Annotated in this window: 21 protein-coding genes and 1 pseudogene; 7 read left to right on the top strand and 15 right to left on the bottom strand. The window is 41.0% G+C overall.

The window, feature by feature from the left end; translation table 11 throughout:
- Nucleotides 1-12 precede the first annotated feature (12 nt).
- Nucleotides 13-1,980: a PRD domain-containing protein gene (locus tag HMPREF9182_RS07555; protein WP_009755094.1), complete on the bottom strand. Its 1,968-nt coding sequence runs from the start codon at nucleotides 1,978-1,980 to the stop codon at nucleotides 13-15.
- A gap of 268 nt (nucleotides 1,981-2,248) precedes the next feature.
- Between HMPREF9182_RS07555 and HMPREF9182_RS07550 the strand changes: the two genes are divergently transcribed.
- The 7 genes from HMPREF9182_RS07550 (at nucleotide 2,249) to HMPREF9182_RS07520 (ending at nucleotide 8,212) form a co-directional block, all read left to right on the top strand.
- Entirely contained in the window at nucleotides 2,249-3,157 is a 909-nt protein-coding gene (locus HMPREF9182_RS07550) for an ATP-binding cassette domain-containing protein (RefSeq protein WP_009444013.1), read from the top strand.
- Between the two features lie 16 nt (nucleotides 3,158-3,173).
- Nucleotides 3,174-3,932: an ABC transporter permease gene (locus tag HMPREF9182_RS07545; RefSeq protein WP_009754449.1), complete on the top strand. Its 759-nt coding sequence runs from the start codon at nucleotides 3,174-3,176 to the stop codon at nucleotides 3,930-3,932.
- Between the two features lie 37 nt (nucleotides 3,933-3,969).
- The gene (locus tag HMPREF9182_RS07540) at nucleotides 3,970-4,662 is read left to right on the top strand and encodes a lantibiotic ABC transporter permease (protein ID WP_009444006.1); all 693 of its coding nucleotides are present in this window, start codon (nucleotides 3,970-3,972) and stop codon (nucleotides 4,660-4,662) included.
- Nucleotides 4,663-4,804: 142 nt separating this feature from the next.
- Nucleotides 4,805-5,713 carry an ABC transporter ATP-binding protein gene (locus tag HMPREF9182_RS07535; protein ID WP_009754843.1) on the top strand — a complete coding sequence of 303 codons (909 nt, stop codon included), beginning with the start codon at nucleotides 4,805-4,807 and terminating at the stop codon, nucleotides 5,711-5,713.
- Between the two features lie 11 nt (nucleotides 5,714-5,724).
- Nucleotides 5,725-6,420: an ABC transporter permease gene (locus HMPREF9182_RS07530; protein WP_009443603.1), complete on the top strand. Its 696-nt coding sequence runs from the start codon at nucleotides 5,725-5,727 to the stop codon at nucleotides 6,418-6,420.
- A 144-nt stretch (nucleotides 6,421-6,564) separates the two neighbouring features.
- Nucleotides 6,565-7,497, top strand: coding sequence for an ABC transporter ATP-binding protein (locus HMPREF9182_RS07525; protein WP_009443118.1), 933 nt, complete (start codon nucleotides 6,565-6,567; stop codon nucleotides 7,495-7,497).
- Nucleotides 7,490-8,212 carry a lantibiotic ABC transporter permease gene (locus tag HMPREF9182_RS07520; RefSeq protein ID WP_009754630.1) on the top strand — a complete coding sequence of 241 codons (723 nt, stop codon included), beginning with the start codon at nucleotides 7,490-7,492 and terminating at the stop codon, nucleotides 8,210-8,212. The genes HMPREF9182_RS07525 and HMPREF9182_RS07520 overlap by 8 nt, the downstream gene beginning before the upstream one ends.
- A gap of 206 nt (nucleotides 8,213-8,418) precedes the next feature.
- On the opposite strand, the gene HMPREF9182_RS07515 is transcribed toward HMPREF9182_RS07520, so the two are convergent.
- The 14 genes and pseudogenes from HMPREF9182_RS07515 to HMPREF9182_RS07455 all read right to left on the bottom strand — a co-directional run bounded on the left by HMPREF9182_RS07515 (nucleotide 8,419) and on the right by HMPREF9182_RS07455 (nucleotide 23,332).
- Complete coding sequence (locus HMPREF9182_RS07515; protein WP_009443809.1) at nucleotides 8,419-9,294, bottom strand: sensor histidine kinase; 876 nt, start codon at nucleotides 9,292-9,294, stop codon at nucleotides 8,419-8,421.
- A 1-nt stretch (nucleotide 9,295) separates the two neighbouring features.
- Nucleotides 9,296-9,976: a response regulator transcription factor gene (locus HMPREF9182_RS07510; RefSeq protein WP_009754327.1), complete on the bottom strand. Its 681-nt coding sequence runs from the start codon at nucleotides 9,974-9,976 to the stop codon at nucleotides 9,296-9,298.
- Nucleotides 9,977-10,359: 383 nt separating this feature from the next.
- Nucleotides 10,360-10,485, bottom strand: a pseudogene (locus HMPREF9182_RS10060) (family 1 glycosylhydrolase); the annotation flags it as partial.
- A 298-nt stretch (nucleotides 10,486-10,783) separates the two neighbouring features.
- Nucleotides 10,784-13,006 carry a heavy metal translocating P-type ATPase gene (locus HMPREF9182_RS07505; protein ID WP_009443539.1) on the bottom strand — a complete coding sequence of 741 codons (2,223 nt, stop codon included), beginning with the start codon at nucleotides 13,004-13,006 and terminating at the stop codon, nucleotides 10,784-10,786.
- A gap of 10 nt (nucleotides 13,007-13,016) precedes the next feature.
- Complete coding sequence (locus HMPREF9182_RS07500; protein ID WP_002901455.1) at nucleotides 13,017-13,388, bottom strand: cupredoxin domain-containing protein; 372 nt, start codon at nucleotides 13,386-13,388, stop codon at nucleotides 13,017-13,019.
- An 18-nt stretch (nucleotides 13,389-13,406) separates the two neighbouring features.
- Nucleotides 13,407-13,802 carry a CopY/TcrY family copper transport repressor gene (locus tag HMPREF9182_RS07495; protein ID WP_009754649.1) on the bottom strand — a complete coding sequence of 132 codons (396 nt, stop codon included), beginning with the start codon at nucleotides 13,800-13,802 and terminating at the stop codon, nucleotides 13,407-13,409.
- A gap of 147 nt (nucleotides 13,803-13,949) precedes the next feature.
- Nucleotides 13,950-14,582, bottom strand: coding sequence for an SGNH/GDSL hydrolase family protein (locus HMPREF9182_RS07490; protein ID WP_009443632.1), 633 nt, complete (start codon nucleotides 14,580-14,582; stop codon nucleotides 13,950-13,952).
- A 4-nt stretch (nucleotides 14,583-14,586) separates the two neighbouring features.
- Nucleotides 14,587-15,414, bottom strand: a complete 828-nt coding sequence (locus HMPREF9182_RS07485; protein WP_009754450.1) for a Cof-type HAD-IIB family hydrolase — start codon at nucleotides 15,412-15,414, stop codon at nucleotides 14,587-14,589.
- A gap of 18 nt (nucleotides 15,415-15,432) precedes the next feature.
- Nucleotides 15,433-17,082, bottom strand: coding sequence for a MutS-related protein (locus HMPREF9182_RS07480; protein WP_009443930.1), 1,650 nt, complete (start codon nucleotides 17,080-17,082; stop codon nucleotides 15,433-15,435).
- 395 nt (nucleotides 17,083-17,477) lie between these two features.
- Complete coding sequence (locus HMPREF9182_RS07475; RefSeq protein ID WP_009443715.1) at nucleotides 17,478-18,200, bottom strand: DUF554 domain-containing protein; 723 nt, start codon at nucleotides 18,198-18,200, stop codon at nucleotides 17,478-17,480.
- A gap of 128 nt (nucleotides 18,201-18,328) precedes the next feature.
- Nucleotides 18,329-19,588: a CapA family protein gene (locus tag HMPREF9182_RS07470; RefSeq protein ID WP_009443720.1), complete on the bottom strand. Its 1,260-nt coding sequence runs from the start codon at nucleotides 19,586-19,588 to the stop codon at nucleotides 18,329-18,331.
- Between the two features lie 294 nt (nucleotides 19,589-19,882).
- On the bottom strand, nucleotides 19,883-21,154 hold the full coding sequence (locus HMPREF9182_RS07465; protein ID WP_009754703.1) for a TRZ/ATZ family protein: 1,272 nt from the start codon (nucleotides 21,152-21,154) through the stop codon (nucleotides 19,883-19,885).
- Between the two features lie 125 nt (nucleotides 21,155-21,279).
- The gene (gene msrB / locus HMPREF9182_RS07460; protein WP_009754645.1) at nucleotides 21,280-22,215 is read right to left on the bottom strand and encodes a peptide-methionine (R)-S-oxide reductase MsrB; all 936 of its coding nucleotides are present in this window, start codon (nucleotides 22,213-22,215) and stop codon (nucleotides 21,280-21,282) included.
- 178 nt (nucleotides 22,216-22,393) lie between these two features.
- Nucleotides 22,394-23,332, bottom strand: a complete 939-nt coding sequence (locus HMPREF9182_RS07455) for a dihydroorotate oxidase (protein ID WP_009443203.1) — start codon at nucleotides 23,330-23,332, stop codon at nucleotides 22,394-22,396.
- Between the last annotated feature and the right edge of the window lie 9 nt (nucleotides 23,333-23,341).

Genomic DNA, 23,341 nt, shown 5'->3' with positions numbered 1-23,341 from the left:
AATTTTCCTCCATTATCTAAGTAATATTTTTTTGAAATAATTTAATGTGGGATTTTCTAACAGTTTCCTCTGAGCTTCTTCATCTTGTACAAAATGCGCGATGGGTTGCGATAAGTGACGTATTTGCTGATTCTTCCATTTTGAAGGTGAAATCAAGAAAAGTAACTTTATATCAGGATGCTCATCATCCCAATATATCCCCTCTGTGCAGATTGCAACAACAATTTCTTCATGATGAGAAAGCGATCTAGCAGGATGAGGAATAGCTAAGTAACGGCTAAAAGCAACCGTCCCCATCTCATCTCTTAAATGAATCTGTCTCAACATTTCTTCTTGAAATTCTAAATGATTATCGCTAGCAAGACATGCAATCATTTTTTTAATAACATCTTCTTTCTTAAGCTGATGCTGAATTATTAAAAATTTTTTAGGTGAAAAACAATGTTCAAATGCCTGATGAAGGACTATTCGATTATTGGCACAAGCCGAATCTCTCGATTGCTTAGAAGAGCCAAGATATTCCTCTAAACAGATAATATCATTTTCATTTAGCAAGACGCTGACATGAATAACCGGTTTAGGAAAAAAAGTACCCGTCAAATCAATCGAAGAAATGATTAAATCAATCTTTTCCAGAGGGTACTGAGACATCTCATGAAAACTAATGCAGTCTACAATTCTCATCCGATTACTAAAACGACTCTCCAAGCGATTTTTTAACACCTGAGCACTGCCGATGCCTGTCGCACAAACGACTAGTACCTTTACGAAAGGTTGTTTTTGTTTTCGCTCCATTGCTGCTAGAAGGTGTAACACAATATAAGACCATTCATGATCAGAAACCGAATATTTCTTAAACAAAGGTAAATCTTGAAACGTCTTTTTTGTTATCATAATTAATTCTGAATAATCCCTTGATAATTGCTCATACAGAGGATTCGTCAGCTGAATTCCATTTTTCAATCGAAATAGCAACGGTCCAAAATGCTCCTTCAGTCCTTTTTGTAAAATTTCATCATTTAAAGAAAGCAGACCAGGAAACTCCTTGTTTAAACTTTTCAAAGCCATCTCAATTACTTTATCCACATCTACTGGATACAACGATTGTGCCACAGCACTACTCCCCTTACCAAGCAAATGCAGTGCGATATAAGATGCTTCTTCTGGCGGTAAAGCAATACCAACCCTTCCCTTAATTTGCTTAATAATTTTCTGCGAAACTGCTTCTGCTTTTTTCTGAGCTTCATTACTATCTAATCGTAAAATTTCTAAACGATGTCCATCTTTTAAACGTTTAATAGCCAAAGCCAAATGAATAAGTAAATTCATTAAAGAGTAGTCTGATAAATAAATTTGTTCCTCCCAGCTCACTTCTAAGACAATATCATACAATTCCTTTACATCCAACTGATTAAAAAGACTTAAATCTGTTAAATGCTGTAAGGAAAATTGTTCGATTTGCTTTGACAGAAAATAATCGATCATAAAGCGTCGCTGATCTCTTTCATCCCCCAAAACAACAAGTTTTCCTGAATATTTTTCCAAAGATAATCGGTAGGTCGCTAATTTTTCTCTGATAGAAGTCAGAAGCTTGGATAAGCTAGACTGGCTAATATAAAGCTCTTCCATCAAGTCGTTTGTCACTAAAGACCGTTCTTGGAAAAAGAGTTGATAGAAGATATAATGTTTTCTATCTTCCTCCTCTTCAATACGCGTTACATCTTCAAAACTTGTAGCCAAGGTTTGTTCTTTCTGAAGTACTTCGTAGAATACTTGTTCATCTTGAATCAACAAACGATAACCTTTCCCTTGTAAAGATTGAATTTCTGCCATGTGATAAAAACAATCATTAAAGTCTTTGATGATTTTACGAAGCGTTTTCTCTGAAATTGCTAGCTGTTCTGCCAATTCAGAGCCATTCATATATTCTCTCTGACTAGTTAGTAGACAGTTGAGTAATTTAATCTCCCGTTTATTCACTCATTCCCCCCTGATTGAAATTCATAGCTTCTATTTAAAATGAAATCGATTACATGTTCTTTTGTTCTATTATATCATGCACTTTAAATGAATAACATACATAAAAATTTCCAATAATTCCCCTATAGGGCTGGAATTTTTAGAATATCTCTCCTTAAAAAACTTTAGAAATAATTTAGAAATGCTTGAGAATTATTTGAAAGATTGGTACTATACTGAATAGTGAAAAGAGAGCTTCCTCTCCCTATCTATACAAGGAGAACTCATCATGGAAAATATTTTGGTTATCCAGCAAGTTAGCAAGAAATTCGGCCAACAATATGCCTTGACCGACGTTAGTCTGACCATCAAAAAAGGTGACATTTACGGTCTTATCGGGAAAAATGGAGCCGGAAAAACGACCCTCATTAAGATTATCGCTCAGTTACTAGAGGTAGATAATGGCAGTGTTTCTCTTTTTGGTTCTCAAAATCAAAAAGAATGGATGCAAGGCCTCAAGCGGGTCGGGTCTGTCATCGAAACTCCGGTTGCTCACAACCACTTGACAGCCCATGAAAATCTCAACTACTACTGCAAACTCCGCCATATCCCTCATGCTGACAAGGTTATCCAAGAAACCTTGGAATACGTAAACTTAACGGATACTGGCAAGAAGAAATTCAGAGATTTTTCACTCGGTATGAAGCAACGTTTGGGTATTGCTATCGCTTTGCTATCTAAGCCAGATTTGATGATTCTAGACGAACCGATCAACGGTTTAGACCCAGTCGGTATTAAAGAATTCCGTCAAATGGTCCAACGGCTCAACGAAGAATTGAGGATAACCTTTATCATCTCCAGCCACATCTTATCTGAACTCTATTTAGTGGGAACAAAGTTTGGCATCATCGAACAAGGCCGACTAATTCGAGAAATTTCTAAGTCTGAGTTTGAAGAGCAAAGCGAAGACTATATTGTTCTTAAAACTTCCAAATTAGAAGAAGCCAGCCGGCTTATTCATGACCAGCTCAATTATCGTATTAAGGTGGTCAATGCTTCTGACGAAATTCATATTTTCACTCATTCGCACCAAATCAGCAAGATTGTAGAAGAACTTGTAGGTGCAGGTCTACCTGTGCAAGAAATCTACTATGCACGTCAAAATCTGGAAAATTTCTTTACGGATTTAGTTGAATAACAAAGGGAGGCTCATTATGAAAGACTTCATTCGTGCCGATTTTTACCGGCTTATACATTCAAAAGGCTTTTGGATTACAGAATTTGCACTATTTTGTGTCATGTCTCTGGGAACCCTATTTCAATCAAATATCCGTTTTGGAGCAAATATTTCCTACCACGAAACTGCTACTCAAACCTTGGGAAAGTTAACTGGGATTCAAGCCCTGAACTACTTTGCAGGTAATACAGACAGTTTGCTCTTTTTCACCATCATTATTATCAGTATGGTCCTTGGGGTGGATCTATCACGAAAGCTCTACAAAAACTGCCTCAGCTACGGCATCTCTAAACTCAGCTATTATTTTTCTAAGTTCTTTGTTTGTGTTAGCATCGCAGCCTTTCACTTCCTGCTTATTTTATCTATCTCTTTTGTGACTGCTAGCCTATCCAACGGAATGGGAACCGCACCTAGCCACTTTTGGAGTCAGTTGGGTGCTGCTCTCTTCGTTCAATTTCTCAGCACCATCGCTTGGATTAGTATCATCTCTTTGGTCCTCTATGCCAGTCACTCTATCGTATCTAGCTTTTTAACCTATTTTATTGGTGGAGCCCTACTATCTATTCCTCTTATCTTTTATCCTGATAATGAATGGCTCCTCTATCTCACTCTACGTTTCAACACTGCTATGGCAGCTGATGGAGGAACTGTCATCAAGGCCATCCTTACAACATCAGCTGTTACCTTCCTCTTTCTCATTGGGGGACTGAAGATTTTTAAAACAAAAAATTTATAAGATGCTAGTAGTATTTTAAACAATAGGAGGAAATTCCATGTTACACATCATTCAGGCGGAACTCTTCCAGCTCACCCGTTCCAAACTTTTTTTGATAATAGAGGGTCTGCTCTTCCTCCTCATCTTCGTTAGTTCTTTTGGAGAAGCTCGCTTTAGCTTATATGTTTCTATACCTTCTAGACAGGATGAAATAGTCAGTCAAGGATGGACAGGATTTCAAGCCCTCAATCAAGTCGCTCACGATTTCCTCCCCTTTGTCATGATTGTAGTTCTTGTCCTCACTACTTCTTTATTGGGGCGAGACCTGACTAAAAAACTCTACAAGAATACATTGGCTAGTGGTCTTTCGCGAAAAGAATTTTATCTATTTAAAACTGCTACCCTTGCAACTACCAGTCTTATTCAATTGGTTACCGTATTTGCCACAGCTTTTATCTTGGGAAGCATCTTTCATGGGCCTGGGAGCATGCCCATAGATTTCTTTGAAAGTTTTTCTCTATCCTTCTTTCGTGCCTACGTCTTTATCATGGCCTGTAGTTCTGCCTTTGCCTGCTTACTCTACCTGACCTACTCCACCTTAGCCAGTTATCTAACCTTTTTTGTCCTGATAATGCTTCAGGCTGGTCTCCACGCTATTTCCCCTCAACTAAATTCCGATTTCTTCACATTCTTGATCCTTGCCGGATCCCTTTTTGGGGGCTATCAGGCCTTCCAACATCAAGACTTATAAATATACCGAGTTAGTCCCTGACTAGCTCTTTTTGTTTGTTTTTGCATTTCGTATTTCTTTAGAAATACTTTAAAAAGACTTGAGAAATATTTGAAATTTAGTTTGTATACTATAGTTAAACCTAAGAAAGCGAGAATATACCATGCAAACTGTTTTAGAAGTAAAGCAAGTTACCAAACAATATGGCCAGCAATATGCCCTTGATCATGTGAGTCTTTCGATCCAGAAAGGCGAAATTTACGGTTTAATCGGCAAGAATGGAGCTGGCAAAACCACTCTTCTCAAGACCATTAGCCGGCTCATTCACACCAACAGCGGAACCGTGTCTGTCTTTGGTTCGCAGAACTCTAAGGAATGGAATGAAGCCCTGCGTAAGATAGGAACCGTCATCGAAACACCGGTCGCTTACAATCAAATGACTGCTTATCAAAATCTCAACTACTACTGCAAGGTCCACCAGATTGCCCAGCCCGACCAGCTCATCAAGGAAACCCTGGCCTATGTCGGATTGAGCAATACTGGTAAAAAGCAATTCCGTAACTTTTCGCTAGGAATGAAGCAGCGCTTGGGAATCGCTATTGCCCTTATAAACAAGCCTGAACTCATGATTTTAGACGAACCTATCAACGGCCTAGATCCTCTTGGCATCAAGGAATTCCGACTGATGATTCAGCGACTCAACCAAGAGTTGGGAATCACTTTTATTATTTCCAGCCACATCTTATCCGAGCTTTATCTGGTAGCCACCAAGTTTGGGGTGATTGACCAAGGACGGCTTGTTGCAGAATTCACCAAAGACGACTTTGACCGAGCCAGCGAAGATTATATCGTCCTCAAAACCAGCGATAGAGACCAGGCTGCCAATCTCATCCAAGGTAAGCTCTACTATCAACTCAAGGATGCTGATAAATCTGATGAGCTGCACATTGTCGCCCAAGAACAGGAATTAAATGACATCAACAGGGAGTTGGTCCTATCCAACATTCATGTCAATGGTATCTATGCAGCTCACAAAGATTTAGAAAAATACTTTACAGATTTAGTCCAGTAAGGAGAAAAAACATGTTACATACTTTTCAAGCAGATTTTTACCGTTTCTTTCGTTCCAAGGCTGTTTGGATTACCGAATTCATTTTTCTACTGACGACCTTGAGCGCAGTCTTTGGCAAATTAAATGCCGTCCAGCTGATACAAGCGGTGTCCAACGCTATCGGTAATAATACTTTTATCATCATTATCCTCTCTATGGTCGTCATTGGAACAGATCTGAACAAGCAGCTTTACAAGAACACATTAACCAGCGGTGTTTCCCGTACCAGTTTCTTCGTCTCTAAAGCCCTAGTCATGGTCTGCGTAACGTTCCTGCAGCTAGCTCTCTTTTATAGCATCAACTTTATCCTAGCTGCTATCCTAAACGGTATCGGTGAGTTTTCCGCCACCTTCCTGCTTCAGTTTATTCTTCTATTCTTTATGCAGTGCCTAACTGTCATTGCTTGGACAGCCATTATTTCCTTTATTCTTTATCTGAGTAAATCTATGATTGCTGCCCTGGGAGGTTACCTTTTCTGCGCATCTTTAACCGGCGCACTTGCGCAACTTTATCCCAAATCTTTATGGCTACAGCATTTTACCATGAGCTTTGACTTTGAGACGCTTCAGAGCAGTGGCGTAACCTTAAGAATTGTTCTAATCGCCTTGGTTTTAGGAACAGTCTTCACCGCAGCAAGTCTCTATACTTTCCACAAAAAGGATTTATAGTAAAAAAGGAGCTGGTTCTTAACTGGCTCCTATTAATTTTTTCATTTCATATTTCTTTAGAAATACTTTAAAAAGTCTTTAGAAATATTTGAAATTTAGTTTGTATACTAAAAGTATAAACAAAAGAATTAAAGGAGAAACATCATGCAAAATGTTTTAGAAGTGAAAGGACTGACTAAAAAATACGGCGATCAGTATGCTCTGAAAGATGTCAGTCTTTCCATCAAAAAAGGAGAGATCTACGGTCTCATCGGTAAAAACGGTGCTGGTAAGACCACGCTGATCAAAATCATCACGCAAGTCATCTATCCTAGCGGAGGAACCGTATCTGTCCTAGACTCTCAGAACCATCAAGAATGGACCAAAGCCCTCAGCCATACTGGATCTGTCATCGAAACCCCTGTAGCCCATGCCCACATGTCGGCCTATGAAAATCTGCGTTACTACTGTACCGACCGGGACATTCCAAATGCTGACAAAGTCATCAAAGAAACCCTGCAGTACGTCGGCCTGACTGATACTGGAAAGAAGAAATTCCGTAATTTCTCTCTGGGGATGAGACAGCGGTTGGGCATTGCCATTGCCATTTTGGGGCGTCCCGACTTGCTCATTCTGGACGAGCCCATCAATGGCTTAGACCCAGTTGGGATTCAGGAATTTAGAGAAATGGTCAAGCGCCTCAACCAAGAACTGGGCATCACCATCATCATTTCCAGCCATATCCTGTCCGAGCTCTATCTAGTAGCAACTCGCTTTGGCTTTATCAATCAAGGGCGTTTCATCAAAGAGCTGTCCAAAGAAGAATTTGACCGAGAAAGTGGCGACTATATCATCCTCAAAACGGATAATATCAAGCAAGCTGCTCATTTAGTGCAAGACAAGCTCGGCTACCAACTCAGACCAAGCAACAAGGAAGATGAGCTACATATTTCCGGCCAAGTACAAGAAATTCGCAAGATTGCCAAGGAATTAGTCCTAGCCGACATCCCAATCGGGGAAATCTACTACGCCCACAAAGACTTAGAAAAATACTTTACAGACTTAATCAACCAACAAGGAGGAAACACTCATGTTTAATAGTATCAAGGCGGATTACTACCGTCTCTTCCGCTCCGTAGGATTCTGGGGAGTGCAGGCTTTCTGCATCTTTGGAATTCTCCTCGCCATTTTCACTTCCACGGCCGTCAGTTCCGACAACGGTATCTTTTTTGCCATAGATGTCGTCTCCTACAACATTGGCATGATCTTTATTGCCTGCAATGTCATGACTAGCTTGCTTCTCGGTGTTGATCTCAATGACAAACTTTATCACAATAACCTGACTACAGGCAAGACTCGGACCCAGTATTACTTCTCTAAATCACTGACTATCGGTAGCTTACTTCCTATGCAGTTCATACTACTCTACATTTTTGGTATTGTCATCGAATTTGTCCGAACCGGCGGTAATATGGGAAGCCTGCCAGCTAATTTCTGGGGACAATTCGCAATACTCTTTGTCATGCAGGTCATCTGTACCTATGCTTGGTACTGCATTACCAGCTTTGTCCTCTACTTGACTCGAAACTATAGTGTCGTCTTTATCACCTACATCATGACCTACATCTTGCTCAGTCTCCCTAGTCAAATGATCGATGCCAATAATGAATGGTTCAAGGCTATCAAGATGGAGTTCTTCTACGAAGACGCTTCAATACCAGGTGTCATCACCAAAACAGCTATCTTTGCTCTCAGTCTGATCACGATCTTTACCATCGCAGGACTGGCTACACTCAAGAAGAGAGACTTATAAAAGCAAAAACGAGGCTGGGACAAAAGTCCTAGCCTCTCAATTGTCTTTGGATTGTCGAGCAAGACGCAGTGGTTGAGTGGGCTCTACTACGCTGATTTCATCAGCTTTTACAGCCCTACTCAACTGTGCGGAGGTGGGACGACGAAATCGAATTCTGACGAATTACCGATTTCTGTCCCACTCTCTTTTTTCTATTTTCACAACTATTACAAACTAACCCTTAGTTCAAACCAATCGTCTTCTGCTTTCATGGTCAAGTCCCCCCCTAGGATTTCAACTAGCTGCTGGGTGATATAAAGACCTAGACCAGAGGACTCCTCACTGCTGGAGAGATTTTCTGAATAGAAACGGTTGGTTAGTTTATCTAGGTGTAAGATCGGTTGTTGGACGATATTTTTGACAGTAAAAATGCAGTGTTCCCCCTCTTTTTTCAGAGAGATATTAGCTGTCCTACGCCCATGCTTCAGAACGTTGCTAATCATATTTTGTATAATACGTTCTAAAATCTCAGGATCCGTTGTCAAAAACAATCCTTCCGTCAAATCAAGATCCAAATCAATCTGAGCCTTTTGAAAAGCATCATAGTAAGCAAAAAGTTGCTGGGTCACAAGCTGAGTGAGATCCACCTTAACAAGTCTTGGTCGAATGGCACCTTCCATCAACCGGCGGTACTCCATCAAAGCCTCTAAGCGTTTAGATACCATACCCAAACTATCTGCAATTTTGACTAACTGTTGACTTTCTGGACTGTTTTCCTTAAGTAGTTGCTGGGTATAGCCACTAGCAATGGTCAGAGGAGTGCGAATATCATGAGCAATGTTACTAATTGTCATATCCAAAGTTTTCTTTTCTTGCTGAACCACAAAGGTTGTTTTATCCAGCTCCTGAAAGACCTCTTCAACCTCTTCAGTCAGCTCTAGAATACTTGCTAGATGGACCGATGGAGCTAGTCTACTAGAACTAGCCTGTTGACGCTTTTTGCGAATTTGCTGGGCTATATCCTTAACTGCTATATGATAACGTACCAAAACGAGGAGCAAAAGCAAACAGATAATGACCAATAGAAATGCAAGAACTCCCATTTCAGTCCTCCTTGAGTCTTACACCTAAGCCCCAAACTGTTTCAATGTACTCTTCGGATGGATCTAACTGAGCCAGCTTTTTACGTAGGTTGCTAAGATGAGTATTGAGGGTATTGTCCCCAGGAAGATAGGCTTCTTCCCATACAGATTCAAACAAAGCTTCTTTAGTAAAGATTTTTTTAGCATGGCGGAGCAAGAGTTGAAAAATTTGAAATTCTTTTTTACTCAAACGAACTTCTCGCTCTCCACAAACAGCCTGGAAAGTTGCTGGCAACAATTGAATATTCTTAAAACAAAGACTTTCTTCCTCAGCCGATGAGGTATGCTGACTGCGCAACTGGACTGTCACTCGGGCAAAGACCTCATCCAGATTAAAGGGCTTGACAATATAGTCATTGGCTCCATTTAAAAGGTACTCGCTGACCAAAGACTTCTCTCCCAACGCCGTCAGCATCAGAATAGGCACTTGGCTGTTAGTCCTGCGAATTTCCTTCAATACTTGGTCACCATTCTTACCAGGCAACATGATATCCAGCAAGACCAGATCAGGCTTTTCCCGCTCAAAAACAGCCAGCCCTTCTGTTCCCGAATAGGCTGAGTAAACTTCATGTTCTTTCTCAAACAGACTTGTCAGAATCGCATGAATATCATTATTGTCTTCAATCACCAGAATTCTAGCCACAGTCCTTCTCCTCTGTTCCATTTTTACTATTAGTGTAGCAAGGAAAAAGCCGTAAGTCAATGAAATGCCGTCTTCGGACAAATCTTTAGAAATATTTTAGAATTTCTTGAAGAATATTTGAAACCTGTTCCTTACAATGAAAGAAAGCAATATTTCTGGATTACACGTAGAAAGGAAGCAAAGAATGATTAGAGTATTTTGTAGAGTTATCTTTAGAAGTATAAGATTCGCTATTGAGGATTTATAAAAGGAAAATTCATTTATACTATTTCTTGTTGGGATCGTAACGCTAAAACTTTCCCAGTCCTCATCCAAATCAGTCTAAGATCGGAATGGGGACAAATCAAAAACAAGGCTGAGACATTCATATCTCAGCCTTGTTTCTATTTCACAGACGCTCCGTTAGTCGCGATGACTTCCTTGTACCAGTCAAAGGATTTTTTCTTAGAGCGCTTGAGTGTTCCACTGCCTTCATTGTCCCGGTCCACATAGATAAAGCCGTAGCGCTTCTACTCCATCTTTGCGATCAGGTTTCGTTTTGAAAATGAGTTTTTTCTGACATTTCTCATGAAAACGATTTACAAAACGATTACAGTATTAATTTATCACAAAGAGATTCACATATATAAGAATCTGCTCAGAGATGCTCAATCCCTATTACATAACAGATGCTCTTTTTTTGAGAAAATTTCACAAGCTATAGTAGAATAGGATATTTTATTATAATTTGCATGCACCTCTAAGACTTGTAGCTGTAGGAAATCAAACAAAAAGCGATACAAAATTCTGTATCACTTTTCATTTCATTTAATCAATTTTCTCAACATTGAGAAGCAGCGAGCTAGTCAAAACAGACAAAGAACTAAGGGCCATAGCAAGACCTGCTAGTTCTGGATTGAGGGTCAATTCCAGTCCTACAAAGACTCCAGCAGCAATTGGAATCCCAAGGATATTGTAGATAGAGGCCCAGAAGAGATTGAGTAAGATCCTGCGGAAGGTCTTTTGACTCATGTCAAAGGCGCGCACAACGCCAAGTAAATCATTTTGCGTGAGCACGATGCCACCGGACTCGATCGCAATATCCGTTCCAGATCCCATAGCGATCCCCACATCCGCGATCGAGAGAGCTGGAGCATCATTGATCCCATCTCCAACAAAGGCGACCTTGCTAGCTTCTTGCAGTTTTTGGATTGCGCTAGCTTTTTCTTGAGGAAGGACATCAGCAATGACGGTGTCAATTCCCACTTGCTTAGCAATAGCTTGGGCCACCCGTTCATTATCCCCCGTTAACATGACCGTTTTCAAGCCCCGTTCTTTGAGCTTTTTGATCGCTTCTTTTGAGCTGGCCTTCGGAGCATCTTGAATGGCAATCAAGCCAATCACTTGCCCATCCACAGACAAACTGATCACTGTTTTGGCCTGCTCTTGCAACTCTACCATCCGTTTTTCAAGCTCCGGATCCATCGCTGTCCCGTCATGAAGTTTGCCATTTCCCAAGGTCACCAACTGCTGGTCGATCTGACCTTGGACCCCTTTTCCTTCAATCGCTTGGAAGTTTTCCACAGGGAATAACACCAAACCTTTTTCTTCTGCTTGGGATAACACCGCTTGGGCTAGTGGATGTTCTGAAAAAGTTTCAAGACTAGCAGCCAGTGTCAAGACACGCGCTTCATCTCCTACAACATCGGTTACAAGTGGTTGGCCAATGGTAATAGTCCCTGTCTTATCAAACACAACGGTTTGAATCTTTTGCACTTCTTGAAGAACTGTTCCATTTTTAATCAGAACCCCCATCTTGGCACTACGGCCGGTTCCGACCATCAGGGCTGTTGGGGTTGCTAAACCAAGGGCACAAGGACAGGCAATAATGAGGACAGAGACTGCATAGAGCATGGCCTCTTGAAGCGACGCGCCCAGAAGCACGGACCAAACCCAGAAAGTCGCAATGGCCAAAATCGTCACCACTGGAACAAAGATACCTGAAATCTTATCCGTCAAATCTTGAATAGGAGCACGACTGGATTGGGCCATTTTGACAAAGTCCACAATTTGAGATAAGAGGGTCTCACTACCGACTTTTTCAGCCTTAAAGAGAATGGTCCCATTGCTGTTGATAGTGGAGCCGATAACTGCATCACCAACTGATTTTTCCACAGGCAAGCTTTCACCTGTCACCATCGACTCATCAATGGTCGTACTTCCTTCTACAATCGTCCCATCAACCGCAATCTTTTCCCCAGGACGGACCCGAATCAAGTCATCAATTTGGATATCTTCTGCCGCCACCTCGACATAGTTCCCATCACGGAGAACTTGAGCCGTTTTTGCCTGCAAATCCAACAACTTTTCCACAGCCTCGGAGGCATTGTTACGCATCCGTTCTTCAAAGATTTGCCCTAAGAGGATAAAGAAGATGATAAAACCCGCAGCCTCAAAGTATACTGGCTGACCAGTAAAAAGGGCAAATACACTATAGACATAGGCTACCAGGGTTCCAAGAGCTACCAAGGTATCCATATTGGAATGGTGCTTCTTAAATGAGGCCCAGGCACTCTTGATAAAAGGAACTCCTGCTACCAACATGATCGGCGTTGTCGCTAGAAAAGTCCCCCAGCGACTGACTGTATGGGATACAAATCCTGCCATCATCCCGATCATCAAGATCAATAAAGGAAGGGTAAAGATACTAGTAATCCAAAAGCGATCCCGTAAACTTAAGACACGACGGCGTTTTTCCACAACCGTGTAGGAACCCTTTTGCATCTTCATTCCACATGAAAACTCGAAGTCCCCTGTTTCTGTCGGAGTAAAGGATATCACCTTATCCACACCGACTTCCAAAGGCTCTAAAATCCCCTGATCTTCAAACAAAATTTCCTTGTAACAGCCGGAAGGATTGACCCGATGGAAGGTGATTTCAGCAGGGATCCCTTTTTGAAGTTGAAATTCTTTGGGACTATAGCCCTTTTCTGCTGTAATACGGATCTTTTGCACTCCGTTTTCCACAACTGCTTTTTGTTTTTCTACCATACCTACTCCTTTATTCCACAATCATGTGACCATGCATCATGTTCATTCCACATGAATACCCATATTCACCCGCTTTTTCTGGCGTAATTTCAATGACATGTTTTTCACCTAAAGGCAAATCTTCATGAACGCCAAAATCTGGAAAGATCACTTGAGCCAGACATGAAGATGGATCCTTGCGATTAAAGATGATCCGGGCTGGAACATTCTTTTTCAGGACAATGGTTTCAGGCGAATAGCCCCCCATGACTTCGACTTCAATTTCTTGATAACCTGATTTCTGACGAGCGTGGCCGCTTACCTTTTCATGCTCTGCAAAGAACCACCAAGCAATAAAAGCAACCACAAGTAAACAAACAATACTAATCAACAATCCAAACATGGAATTTCCTTCTTTCTATTACATACAATTGCAAGGGACTGTTTCGACAGCCTCTGCTTTCTTTTCTTCCAGGACCTGCTGCAGCTGATTAAGATCTGCAAGCGTAAAGTCACTCGCCTGAATCAAGTTTTCAAGCACCTGGACAATCCTTTTGGAGCAAACCTTGTCTTTCACATCCTCAACGACCAAGTCTAAACTCTGGTCCTGCTTCAACAAAGCCGAGTAAACAAAGGCTTTGCCTGATTTTTCTCTAGTCAAACATCCTTTCTCCACCAAGCGCGTCAAGAGGGTCTTGATGGTCGACTTCGACCAGTCAAAGCGCTCGGACAAGACGGCGATCAAATCCCTGCTGGTCTGCTTGCCTTCCATCCAGATAATCTTCATGATGCGCCATTCCGCATTGGAAATTTGCATGGCTTCTCCTTTCTAAATCTACATTTGTAAATCTTATGATGCTATTTTACACCTAAGATTTACATTTGTCAACAAAAAGTTTTTAAAAAACAAATCTTCCTTTAAAGATTTGTCTGGTTGGGCTTTTTTCGCTCCCTATTTTTATCTCTATAACATCTCCTGCAAAGCCTTGGACAGGGCTGCATAGCCAGCAATGGTCAGATGGAGGCCGTCCCTTGTGTAGTCTGGGCGAAGCTGACCTTCCTCATCCAGAAAAGCATCGTAGAGATCGATAAACTGGACGTTCATGTAGGCGTTAGTCAGCTGGCGATAGGCCTGATTCAGGGCCTGAATCTTTTCATTGCTGCGGACATAGACCGTGCTCTTGTAGGCGGGATCTTCATTGACCGGCAAAACAGACAGTAGTTGGATCTGAGCTAGAGGATAATTGCGAGAAATAAACTGTATGATCTCTTCCATATTACCCAACGTCTCTGCTTGCTCCATCTCCTTTCCAATATCATTAGTTCCAATCAGAAGAAAAATCTTATCTACGGCGTGGCCAAAAAGATGGGCATCCAAATTTTCTAAAAGCAAATCTGTCTTGTAGCCTCGAATACCACGATTGACAACCGTCTTATCCGTCTGCAACAGCTCATGGAGTGGATAGTATTCCACAATGGAGTCCCCAATAAAGATGATATCTGGCTCTTTCACAGAAATCTGATTTAGCTTACGGTAGTTTTCCTGTAATTTTGCTTGCTCCTTTAAGAGCCATTGTTCTAATAACTGTACAGCCATTTCCTTAACTTTCTTTTAAATATTGTTCGATTACTTGTAGCACTCCTGCTTCAGTATTTGCTGGTGCCTGAAATCTAGCGGCCTCTTTTGCCTTATTTTCAGCATTTTTCATTGCATAAGAAAAACCCGCCAGCTCTAATATTTCCACATCATTTTCACTATCACCAAAAGCCATGATTTGATGCTCCTCAATATTCCAACGTTTCATCAAGTTACGAAGTCCCCAGCCTTTATGGATTCCTATCGGCAGTAAATCAATTGCACCAAAACCACTAGTAACCGCATTTAGTTTCTCTTCAAATTGTCGATTGATTTGTCGTGTCACCTGACTGGCCTGTTCCTCATCCACTACCAGGCTCATCTTAATAATTGCTGTTTGGTCTAGCTCTTGAAAATTTTTAATAAAATGAATCTGCTTGTAAAACTCCTTGGCCATTTCCTGAGTCATAAACTTCTCTACCATTGGAAAAGTCATCCCCTCCAGAGCATAAGCACCATCATGAAGATTCGCAACCAAATGATAGTCTCGTTCTTTGCCAGCAAAATATGCCAAAACGTCCTGTACCAAAGCTTTGTCCCAGTGTTGCTCAGCAAGCAAGCTATTCCCTTCAAAAATTCGAGCACCGTTAGCCACAACAAAGGTCATCCGCCCCATCAAATCTTGACCAAAAAGCTTGCGCATACGCCCAATTTCATTTCCAGTTGCTACGACAAATTTAATGTGACGCTCTTCTAATTGGTCTAAGATTTTTTCAAAACGATTGTTATCAAACTGACCTTGGGCATCTAACAGAGTTCCATCCATATCTGTTGCTATCATTCTAATATCCATTGCTTTCTACCTTCCTGTCTATAGACTCCATTGACCACTTTCTTCATACTGCTCGATAATCGTTCTCGCTCCATTCGTAATTTCCTCAGGATAATCTAAACTTTCTAAAGTATTCACTGCATTTTTAGTCAAGGCGCTCCCTGGTTTAATCTGATAATCAAACACAATCTCACCATCCTGATATTGGCTATCAAAGTGAAACTGATCATTTACATCCGATGATGTCGCTACTAACTCAACGTCATGACTAGAAATCATATAAAGACATGGGCAGTGTGCTAGCCATTTTATTATACCTAGCCCTGCTCCAATCCGCTCAACAGTATTCGTACCTTTAAACAGCTCGTCGATAAACAAATAGTGAATGCCACCCTGCTCCAAGCTGTCTAGCATTCGTTTAATCGTTTTACTTTCTGCAATGAAATAGCTATCTCCTGCCTCGATGCTATCCGTCACATCCATCGCTGTCAATACGGATCCATATGCTAGGCTCATCCTTTCTGCACAGGCAAAGTTCAAACTCTGCGCCAATATCACATTAACGGCAACAGTCCTCAGGTAAGTGGATTTTCCAGAAGCATTATCCCCACTAATCATCATATTTTTCAAAAAGCTGACATCATTGCAGACAGGATGATGGAGTAAAGGATGATAGAGTTTTGTCCCTTCAACACCTTCCTGTTCACAAAAGCACGGCTTACTGTAAAATGGCAAAGATTCCTTGTAGTTTAAGACAGTGATCGCTGCTTCTAACCTTCCTAAAATATCCAATACTGACTGAGCACTTTGCTGGTAATGCAAAATCTGTCTAGAAATATAAGCCTGCGCCATTTGAGGAATTAAGAAAATCATATTTAGATAAAGCAATACAATTTCTAGCTCAGACCCTCCTGATTGATTTTTAAAAACAGAGCCAAAAATCTGTGAAGCATGAAAAGGTTTGAGGGCGAGTTTTAATTTTTCATGTCCTGGAAAATCCATTTTTTTCATTTTTTCGGCTACATAAAAAATCCGCACCAGATAGCTCATATTTTCTAACTGCATAGACAAGGACCAACAGGTCAGAGCCGAAAAAATAATATTCATCACTAAACTAAGTAGAAAAAGAGTGAGACCTAGCGAGTCAGCCACAAAAATGATTCCTAAAGAAATAAGAGGTAACAAGCCAAGTAAGATATAAAATGGCCACCAATAATTCGGCTTAATAGGACGCAAAACTAATTTTTTAGCATGATTGTAGTTCTTCTTGCCTAACTGGGCAAATAAAAATTGTAACTGTAGACGCTCTTTAGGATGTTTCTGTAAGTAAATCTGTAATTGCTCAAATACCAAATCAGACTCAAAGCTTTGCAAACGAAGCTTGCTATAAAGATATTCCGATCCTAGACTAGACTGAGCAGCAGCATCAATTTCTTGAAAAATAGCTTCTAAATCCAAATCATTCCAAGTTTGATCATCAATCAAACTATCATAATGCTGCAAATCCATATCCAGTAGCATAGACTCATATAAACTTGCTTCACTATCAGCCTTAGCCAAACGCTTACGACTTCCCCAATGAGCCTCTAACCTTTGCTTGAAGCGTCGTCTACTTATAAAACCAATCATAAAAATGAGGAAAAAAGCTCCAGAAATAAAAAGAATTAGTCTCACAAACGAATCCAACATATAAACTCCTTCACAGAGAACCTATCATTTCCCTCATTATACTACTTAATATATTAAAAATCAAAACAGTACACACTATCGAACAACGTACAATTAGCTCATATAGTACCTAATCTCCCAACCCTATCATCACAAGTTTGCTCATTCCATATCTATGATTGCTTCTTCTAGAAACATTTGACTATCTCTTTTTTTCATGACAATGTGAATAGAGAGTGGGACAGAAATCGGTAATTCATTAGAATTCGATTTCGTCGTCCCACCTCCGCACAGTTGAGTAGGGCTGTAAAAGCTGATGAAATCAGCGTAGTAGAGCCCACTCAACCACTGCGTTTTGCTCGACAATCCAAAGACAATTGAGAGGCTAGGACTTTTGTCCCAACCTCTTTGATTTATCAAAAAAAGGGTAAGAAACTACAGAGAATAGCTAAAATAACAGCTGGCAACATATTGGCAACCTTGAACATTTTTCCCCAGATAAGATTCGTCCCTACACAAAAAATGAGAACAGAGCCCACCATCGAAAGATTAGCCAATGCTTCTATCGTCATAATCGGCGAAATTAATTGTGCCAATAAGGTTATCCCCTCTTGAATGATAATAAGTGGGATCACAGAAAAGATGGCACCCTTTCCTTCAGAAACCGTTAAAATTAAAACAACAATAGCATCCAACACTGCCTTAGCTAGTAAAATAGAATAATCTCCAGTTAGCCCATCTTGTATAGCTCCCACAATTCCCATAGCACCGACACAAATCGTTAATGAGGTTACTAAAAAAGCATCGACAAAGCTGGAATCTTTCTCATTCCTGGTTGTTTTTTTGAGCCATTCGCCAAAACGTTCAAAGCCCCGTTCAATATTGAGAATCTCCCCTATGAGCGTCCCTGTAAGCAAACAAATAATTAGCAACATGGCTCCATTGACTTTGAGCTGAGCATTGCTCACTTGCAACATTTTTTCAAGAGTGCCTGCCACTCCTAAAAACAAGACAGACACACCTGCAACTTTCATCAAAGACTCCTGAATTCTAGATGACAAGACATGACCAATCGTCAAACCAAGTAAGCCACCAGCTACGACACCTACTGCATTAAAAAGTGTTCCTAATCCTAACATATACTTCCTTTTTCTTTTAAAACTATTTCACATGAACGACTTTATTATACCATGCCTATACTAGATAGCCTACCATAACGACTTTAAAAACCAGAAGCCTTATGCTTCTGGTTAAGCTACTACACTATTTACGGCCAATGCAAACCTATGTGTTCTTTCATTTCTTGATAAGCGCTGTCAACTCTCTCTTTAGTCGCATCATCCAACTGTTGACGGTATTTCCCACCTTCGATGAAATCCTCTAAAATAAGCGTTTGATAGGTATACAGTGGGTAACCTTCAGGTGAATAGCTTCCTTTTTCTCTTCTACTCACCCATGTTGGATGCGCCTGAGCTGTTTTTATTTGGGTACCATTTTTGTTTTTCTCAACAGTCACATCCATCAGAACCCCTCTCTCTGTCCACTGCGCATTCTCAACCCCGTCCATCGTTTCGATCCGCTGATTGGAGATGAAGTTCCCCATAGAGTAAATAATCAATTTTTTCTGTCCATTTTTTTCCAGAATTTCTGACGGCTGTACTACATGAGGATGCCCACCAAAAATAATATCTGCTCCCCACTCTATCATTTTGTGATAAAGAGCCACCTGTTCTTCAGTGGGTTGTAGCTGATACTCAACTCCCATCTGTGACATAACAACTGTTATATCTGCTTCTTTTTCAGCTCGCTCAATCTCTGCCTGCATTTTTTCCTCATCGAGAGTCGATAAATGTTGATTATATTCTTCTTGGCTAAGATTAGCTTCCATACCATTAAAACCATAAGAATAAGCTAACATCGCAATTTTTATGCCATTTACTTCTTTTATTGTCAATGGAGCCTGATTGCGCTGCTCATGTGTGTAAACACCGATTGGTGTTATCCCCTTGCTTTCAAACATTTGAGCTGTCGAAAAGACACCTGCTAATTGTGAATCTAAAATATGATTATGGGCTAAATCAACCACTTGGTAACCTGCATCCTTTATTGCTAGCACAACTGATTCTGGTGCATTAAAAAGAGGATAGCCTGCTAATGGAAAATCTGGGTTAATCGTCCCTTCAAAATCTCCAATTACAAGATCTGCTTGGCGCAGCCATTCCTTAGCATATTGGAAATTTTCCGAAAAATCATAAGTCCCATCCGCTTTTAAAGCACTCATATAAAGGCCGTCATGATAGAGTAAATCACCATTTGCCATGATACGAGCTGTTTGTGTTCGAGCTTCAGAATGAATTTTAGAGGATTTAGCTTTCTTTGGAGTGATTGTTATTCTATTTTGTTTATGAGCATCTATCTCCTTTTGAAAAAACAAAATCAGACTAGCAGAGATAAAAACTGTACTCAACAAAGCAAGGATAAACCACTGTTTCTTGAGCCTAGCTTTTCTCCTATCAGATCGCCTCATATCTATCACCTCCTGATACAGCCATTGTAACATAAACTATATAATATAGTAAATATTAAAATAGCACGAAATACACTATTCACAGCCTATCTTATACCTATTTCGACTATAATCAAGTATATTTTTACATTTACTCACTTTCAGGCTCTTGCTAAAAGTCCAAATCAGGTTCTGATCCTATTTTCTTAAGGAATAACAAAACGAGGCTAGAACTTTACAGTTCTAACCTCGTATCATGGTTGGTCAATGTACTTATCCTTCTTCTGGAGATCTAAATTGCTAAAATACTTAGAGCTAAAATAATTTACCTACATCAACTGTGAGCACGTGGCCATCTCGGACAACCTGACGGCCAGCAATATAGACATCTTGAACATCACTTCCCTTAACCGCATAAATGAGATGCGATAACATATTTTCTAAAGGATAGAGGTGGAGACGCCCCTTTGGTTGAATGACAATAAAATCTGCTTGCTTTCCAACTTCTAAGCTTCCAATTCTATCTTCAAAACCTAAAGCCTTGGCACCCTCAATGGTCATGGTTTTCAGGGCTTGCTCAATAGGAAATTGAGTTGCATCACCCGTACGCATTTTCTGAAGGAGCGCGGCTGTCCGACTTTCTTCAAACAAATCTAGATTATTATTCGAAGCGACAGAGTCTGTTGCTAGACCAACGGTCACCCCAGCGGCTAGTAAGTCGGTCACCGGAGCTATTCCAGATGCTAGCTTAAGATTACTGATAGGATTATGAGCAATACTGACTGGTGAAATCGCCAAATCCGTAATCTCTGACGGATTCAGCTCAACTCCGTGGGCAAAAACGGCTGGCTGCTCCAAGTAACCTAAGCTTTTCAAGAAAGCCAGTGGTCGCTTACCATAGCGCTCCAAGATAATTTTATTTTCTTCCTTCGTTTCTGCTACATGGATATGAAGCTTCAAATCCAGCTCACGCGCTAACTCAAGACTGCCCTTGAGCAGATCTTCATCACAGGCATAAGGCGAATGGGGCGCCACCATGGTTTGAAAATTTTCATCATGATAAGATAGAATGTTCTCAATAATACTCCGTGTTCTGGCTAGTGTCTCCTCTGCTGTCTCAGAAGCTGAGCTAAAGAGTGTCGGAGAAAAATAACAGCGCATACCAGACTGCCGCACAGCCTGATAAATCTGGTCAATATCCACTCCCTGAGGATTATACATGTCATTAAAAGTTGTTGTCCCCGACTGTAGCATCTCAGCCAAAGCTACTTGGACAGCTTTAGTAGTCACATCGGCTGTAAATTGGCTCTCTGCAGGCCAAATATAGTCCTCCAACCATTCATGTAGATTGCTGTCATCTCGAATCCCACGTAGCAGGGTCATGGCAGAGTGGGTATGACAGTTGACTAGACCTGGCATAATCCAGGCTCCCTCATAATCCACAACTTCTCTACATTTGGCTAGCCAAACTTCATCATGATCCCCACAGTAAGCAATCTGACTACCATCCACCACTAGCAAACCGTCATGATAAATATGAAATTTGCTATCACAGGTTACCAGATTGACATTCGTATAAACTTTCATCTCAATTTCTCACTTTCCCAACACTTACATCAAAGAGATTTTAGCTATTATAACAAGCTTAGAAAAATAGTACAAGGGATTTTCTAAACTATTTAAAGTAAAGACGATACGGTTTAAAACCGCCATTATTTCATATAGGCTAGCAGATAACCATAGCCCTCTTCTTCCATTTTCTCCTTTGGAATAAATCGCAGAGCTGCTGAGTTGATACAGTAGCGAAGACCGCCTGCAGCTTCTGGGCCGTCAGTAAAGACATGACCCAGATGGGCGTTGCCAGAACGGCTACGAACTTCGATCCGCTCCATACCGTGACTCTTGTCTTCATAGTATTTAAGAACATCTCTGGCAATAGGCCGGCTAAAGCTAGGCCAGCCGCAACCAGACTCAAACTTGTCTCCAGCAAAAAAGAGGGGCTCACCAGTCGTCACATCAACATAAATCCCTTCTTCAAAAGTGGCATTGTAGGCATTATGGAAAGGACGCTCTGTCGCACTATGCTGGGTCACCTGATACTGCTCTTCCGTCAGCTGCTCTTTTAGTTCCACATCTGTAGGCTTCTCGTATTGGCCTGGATCGACCAAGGGCTGATAGGCATCATTGACATTGATATGACAGTAACCACCAGGATTTTTCTTGAGATAATCCTGATGGTAGTCTTCAGCTAATACATAGTGTCGTAAGGGTTCCAGCTCAACAGCAATCTTGTATCCCAGCTGCTTTTCCTGCTCAGCAAAGACCCGCTCAATGACTGCCTTATCTCCTTCATCTGTATAATAAACACCCGTCCGATACTGACGTCCTACATCATTTCCCTGCTTATTGACAGACAGAGGATCAATAACTCGGAAATAATAGAGCAGAATCTCCCGCAAACTGACCCGCTTTTCATCATAGATGAGATGAACCGTCTCTGCATGGTCCGTCTGATGAATCAGCTGGTAGTTGGTTGCTTCCACCTGACCATTGGCGTAGCCAACTGTCGTTTTCTTAACACCTTCAATACGAGAAAAGTACTCTTCCAATCCCCAGAAGCATCCACCTGCTAAATAAATTTTTGCCATAAAAACACCTCATTTCTTTGCGTCTATTTTCTCATAAAAGGAATCGAAATTATAGCAATTTGATTAGGACTTTCTTCAAATTGATATGAAAAAACTGGGTCTTAATGACTATCAACCCAGCCATGTTCTTCATTTCAAATCACAATAACTCTTGCATTAAATCTTTTTAGATAGAAGATTACCCCTCTATATACTTCAATTTTCCTCGAAAATCTTCTAGGCTTTCATAGCCTTTTTCTTCCATAATTGCCTTGAGTTCTGCAGTGATGCGCTCGAAAGCTGCTACTCCTTCTTTATGAAGGGTTGTTCCTACTTGCACCATACTGGCACCACAGAGGATATGCTCAAAGGCATCACGCCCCGTCAAGACACCACCTGTTCCGATGATTTGGATTTCTGGTTTCAGGCGTTGGTAAAAAGCATGGACATTGGCTAAAGCGGTCGGCTTGATGTACTGACCTCCGATACCTCCAAAACCATTTTTGGGACGAATAACCACTGACTCATCTTCTATATAAAGACCGTTTCCGATAGAGTTTACACAATTTACAAACTTGAGCGGATAGTTGTTAAAAATCGCAGCGGCCTGGTCAAAGTGCACGATGTCAAAATAAGGAGGCAGCTTGATGCCTAGTGGCTTTTTGAAATAAGCAAAAACCTCTGCCAAAAGCTTATCCGTCGTTTCAAAGTCATAGGCAATCTGTGGCTTTCCAGGGACATTAGGGCAGGAGAGATTGAGCTCAGTAATCCCTTTAAAGTCGCTTGCCTGCACTTTTTTGAGAATGGTGTGCGTTTCTTCCGGAGACATACCGACCAAAGAAAGGAAGAAAGTCCGATTTGGTTCACTTTCCTGAAGTTCCAGCAGGTAGTCCAGATAGTAGTCTAAACCATTATTAGGCAAGCCCATGGAGTTGATAGAGCCCAGCGAAACATCCCGATAGCGTGGCTCTGGATTTCCCTGACGAAATTCCAGCGTCGCTGTCTTTGTCACAAACGTTCCCGCAGCAGAATCTTTGACTGCTGCTAGTTCCTCTTTTGTCATGCAGGCGACCCCAGCTGCATTCATCAGGCAGTTGTCAAATGAAAATCCAGCAATGTGTGTATGTGTAGAAACCATTTCAATGCT

The organism is Streptococcus sp. oral taxon 056 str. F0418 (assembly GCF_000220065.1).
Taxonomy (GTDB): domain Bacteria; phylum Bacillota; class Bacilli; order Lactobacillales; family Streptococcaceae; genus Streptococcus.
Note: the sequence above shows the minus strand (reverse complement) of the source record. Positions and strands in the feature narration are given on the sequence as shown.

Coding starts and splice junctions, on each gene's coding strand:
- HMPREF9182_RS07485 (WP_009754450.1), bottom strand. CDS start 15,414: ATGGATATTAGAATGATAGCAACAGATATGGATGGAACTCTGTTAGAT.
- HMPREF9182_RS07550 (WP_009444013.1), top strand. CDS start 2,249: ATGGAAAATATTTTGGTTATCCAGCAAGTTAGCAAGAAATTCGGCCAA.
- HMPREF9182_RS07470 (WP_009443720.1), bottom strand. CDS start 19,588: ATGAGGCGATCTGATAGGAGAAAAGCTAGGCTCAAGAAACAGTGGTTT.
- HMPREF9182_RS07465 (WP_009754703.1), bottom strand. CDS start 21,154: ATGAAAGTTTATACGAATGTCAATCTGGTAACCTGTGATAGCAAATTT.
- msrB (WP_009754645.1), bottom strand. CDS start 22,215: ATGGCAAAAATTTATTTAGCAGGTGGATGCTTCTGGGGATTGGAAGAG.
- HMPREF9182_RS07495 (WP_009754649.1), bottom strand. CDS start 13,802: ATGCAAATTTCCAATGCGGAATGGCGCATCATGAAGATTATCTGGATG.
- HMPREF9182_RS07530 (WP_009443603.1), top strand. CDS start 5,725: ATGTTACATACTTTTCAAGCAGATTTTTACCGTTTCTTTCGTTCCAAG.
- HMPREF9182_RS07455 (WP_009443203.1), bottom strand. CDS start 23,332: ATGGTTTCTACACATACACACATTGCTGGATTTTCATTTGACAACTGC.
- HMPREF9182_RS07490 (WP_009443632.1), bottom strand. CDS start 14,582: ATGGCTGTACAGTTATTAGAACAATGGCTCTTAAAGGAGCAAGCAAAA.
- HMPREF9182_RS07515 (WP_009443809.1), bottom strand. CDS start 9,294: ATGGGAGTTCTTGCATTTCTATTGGTCATTATCTGTTTGCTTTTGCTC.
- HMPREF9182_RS07545 (WP_009754449.1), top strand. CDS start 3,174: ATGAAAGACTTCATTCGTGCCGATTTTTACCGGCTTATACATTCAAAA.
- HMPREF9182_RS07505 (WP_009443539.1), bottom strand. CDS start 13,006: ATGGTAGAAAAACAAAAAGCAGTTGTGGAAAACGGAGTGCAAAAGATC.
- HMPREF9182_RS07500 (WP_002901455.1), bottom strand. CDS start 13,388: ATGTTTGGATTGTTGATTAGTATTGTTTGTTTACTTGTGGTTGCTTTT.
- HMPREF9182_RS07475 (WP_009443715.1), bottom strand. CDS start 18,200: ATGTTAGGATTAGGAACACTTTTTAATGCAGTAGGTGTCGTAGCTGGT.
- HMPREF9182_RS07525 (WP_009443118.1), top strand. CDS start 6,565: ATGCAAAATGTTTTAGAAGTGAAAGGACTGACTAAAAAATACGGCGAT.
- HMPREF9182_RS07520 (WP_009754630.1), top strand. CDS start 7,490: ATGTTTAATAGTATCAAGGCGGATTACTACCGTCTCTTCCGCTCCGTA.
- HMPREF9182_RS07480 (WP_009443930.1), bottom strand. CDS start 17,082: ATGTTGGATTCGTTTGTGAGACTAATTCTTTTTATTTCTGGAGCTTTT.
- HMPREF9182_RS07535 (WP_009754843.1), top strand. CDS start 4,805: ATGCAAACTGTTTTAGAAGTAAAGCAAGTTACCAAACAATATGGCCAG.
- HMPREF9182_RS07540 (WP_009444006.1), top strand. CDS start 3,970: ATGTTACACATCATTCAGGCGGAACTCTTCCAGCTCACCCGTTCCAAA.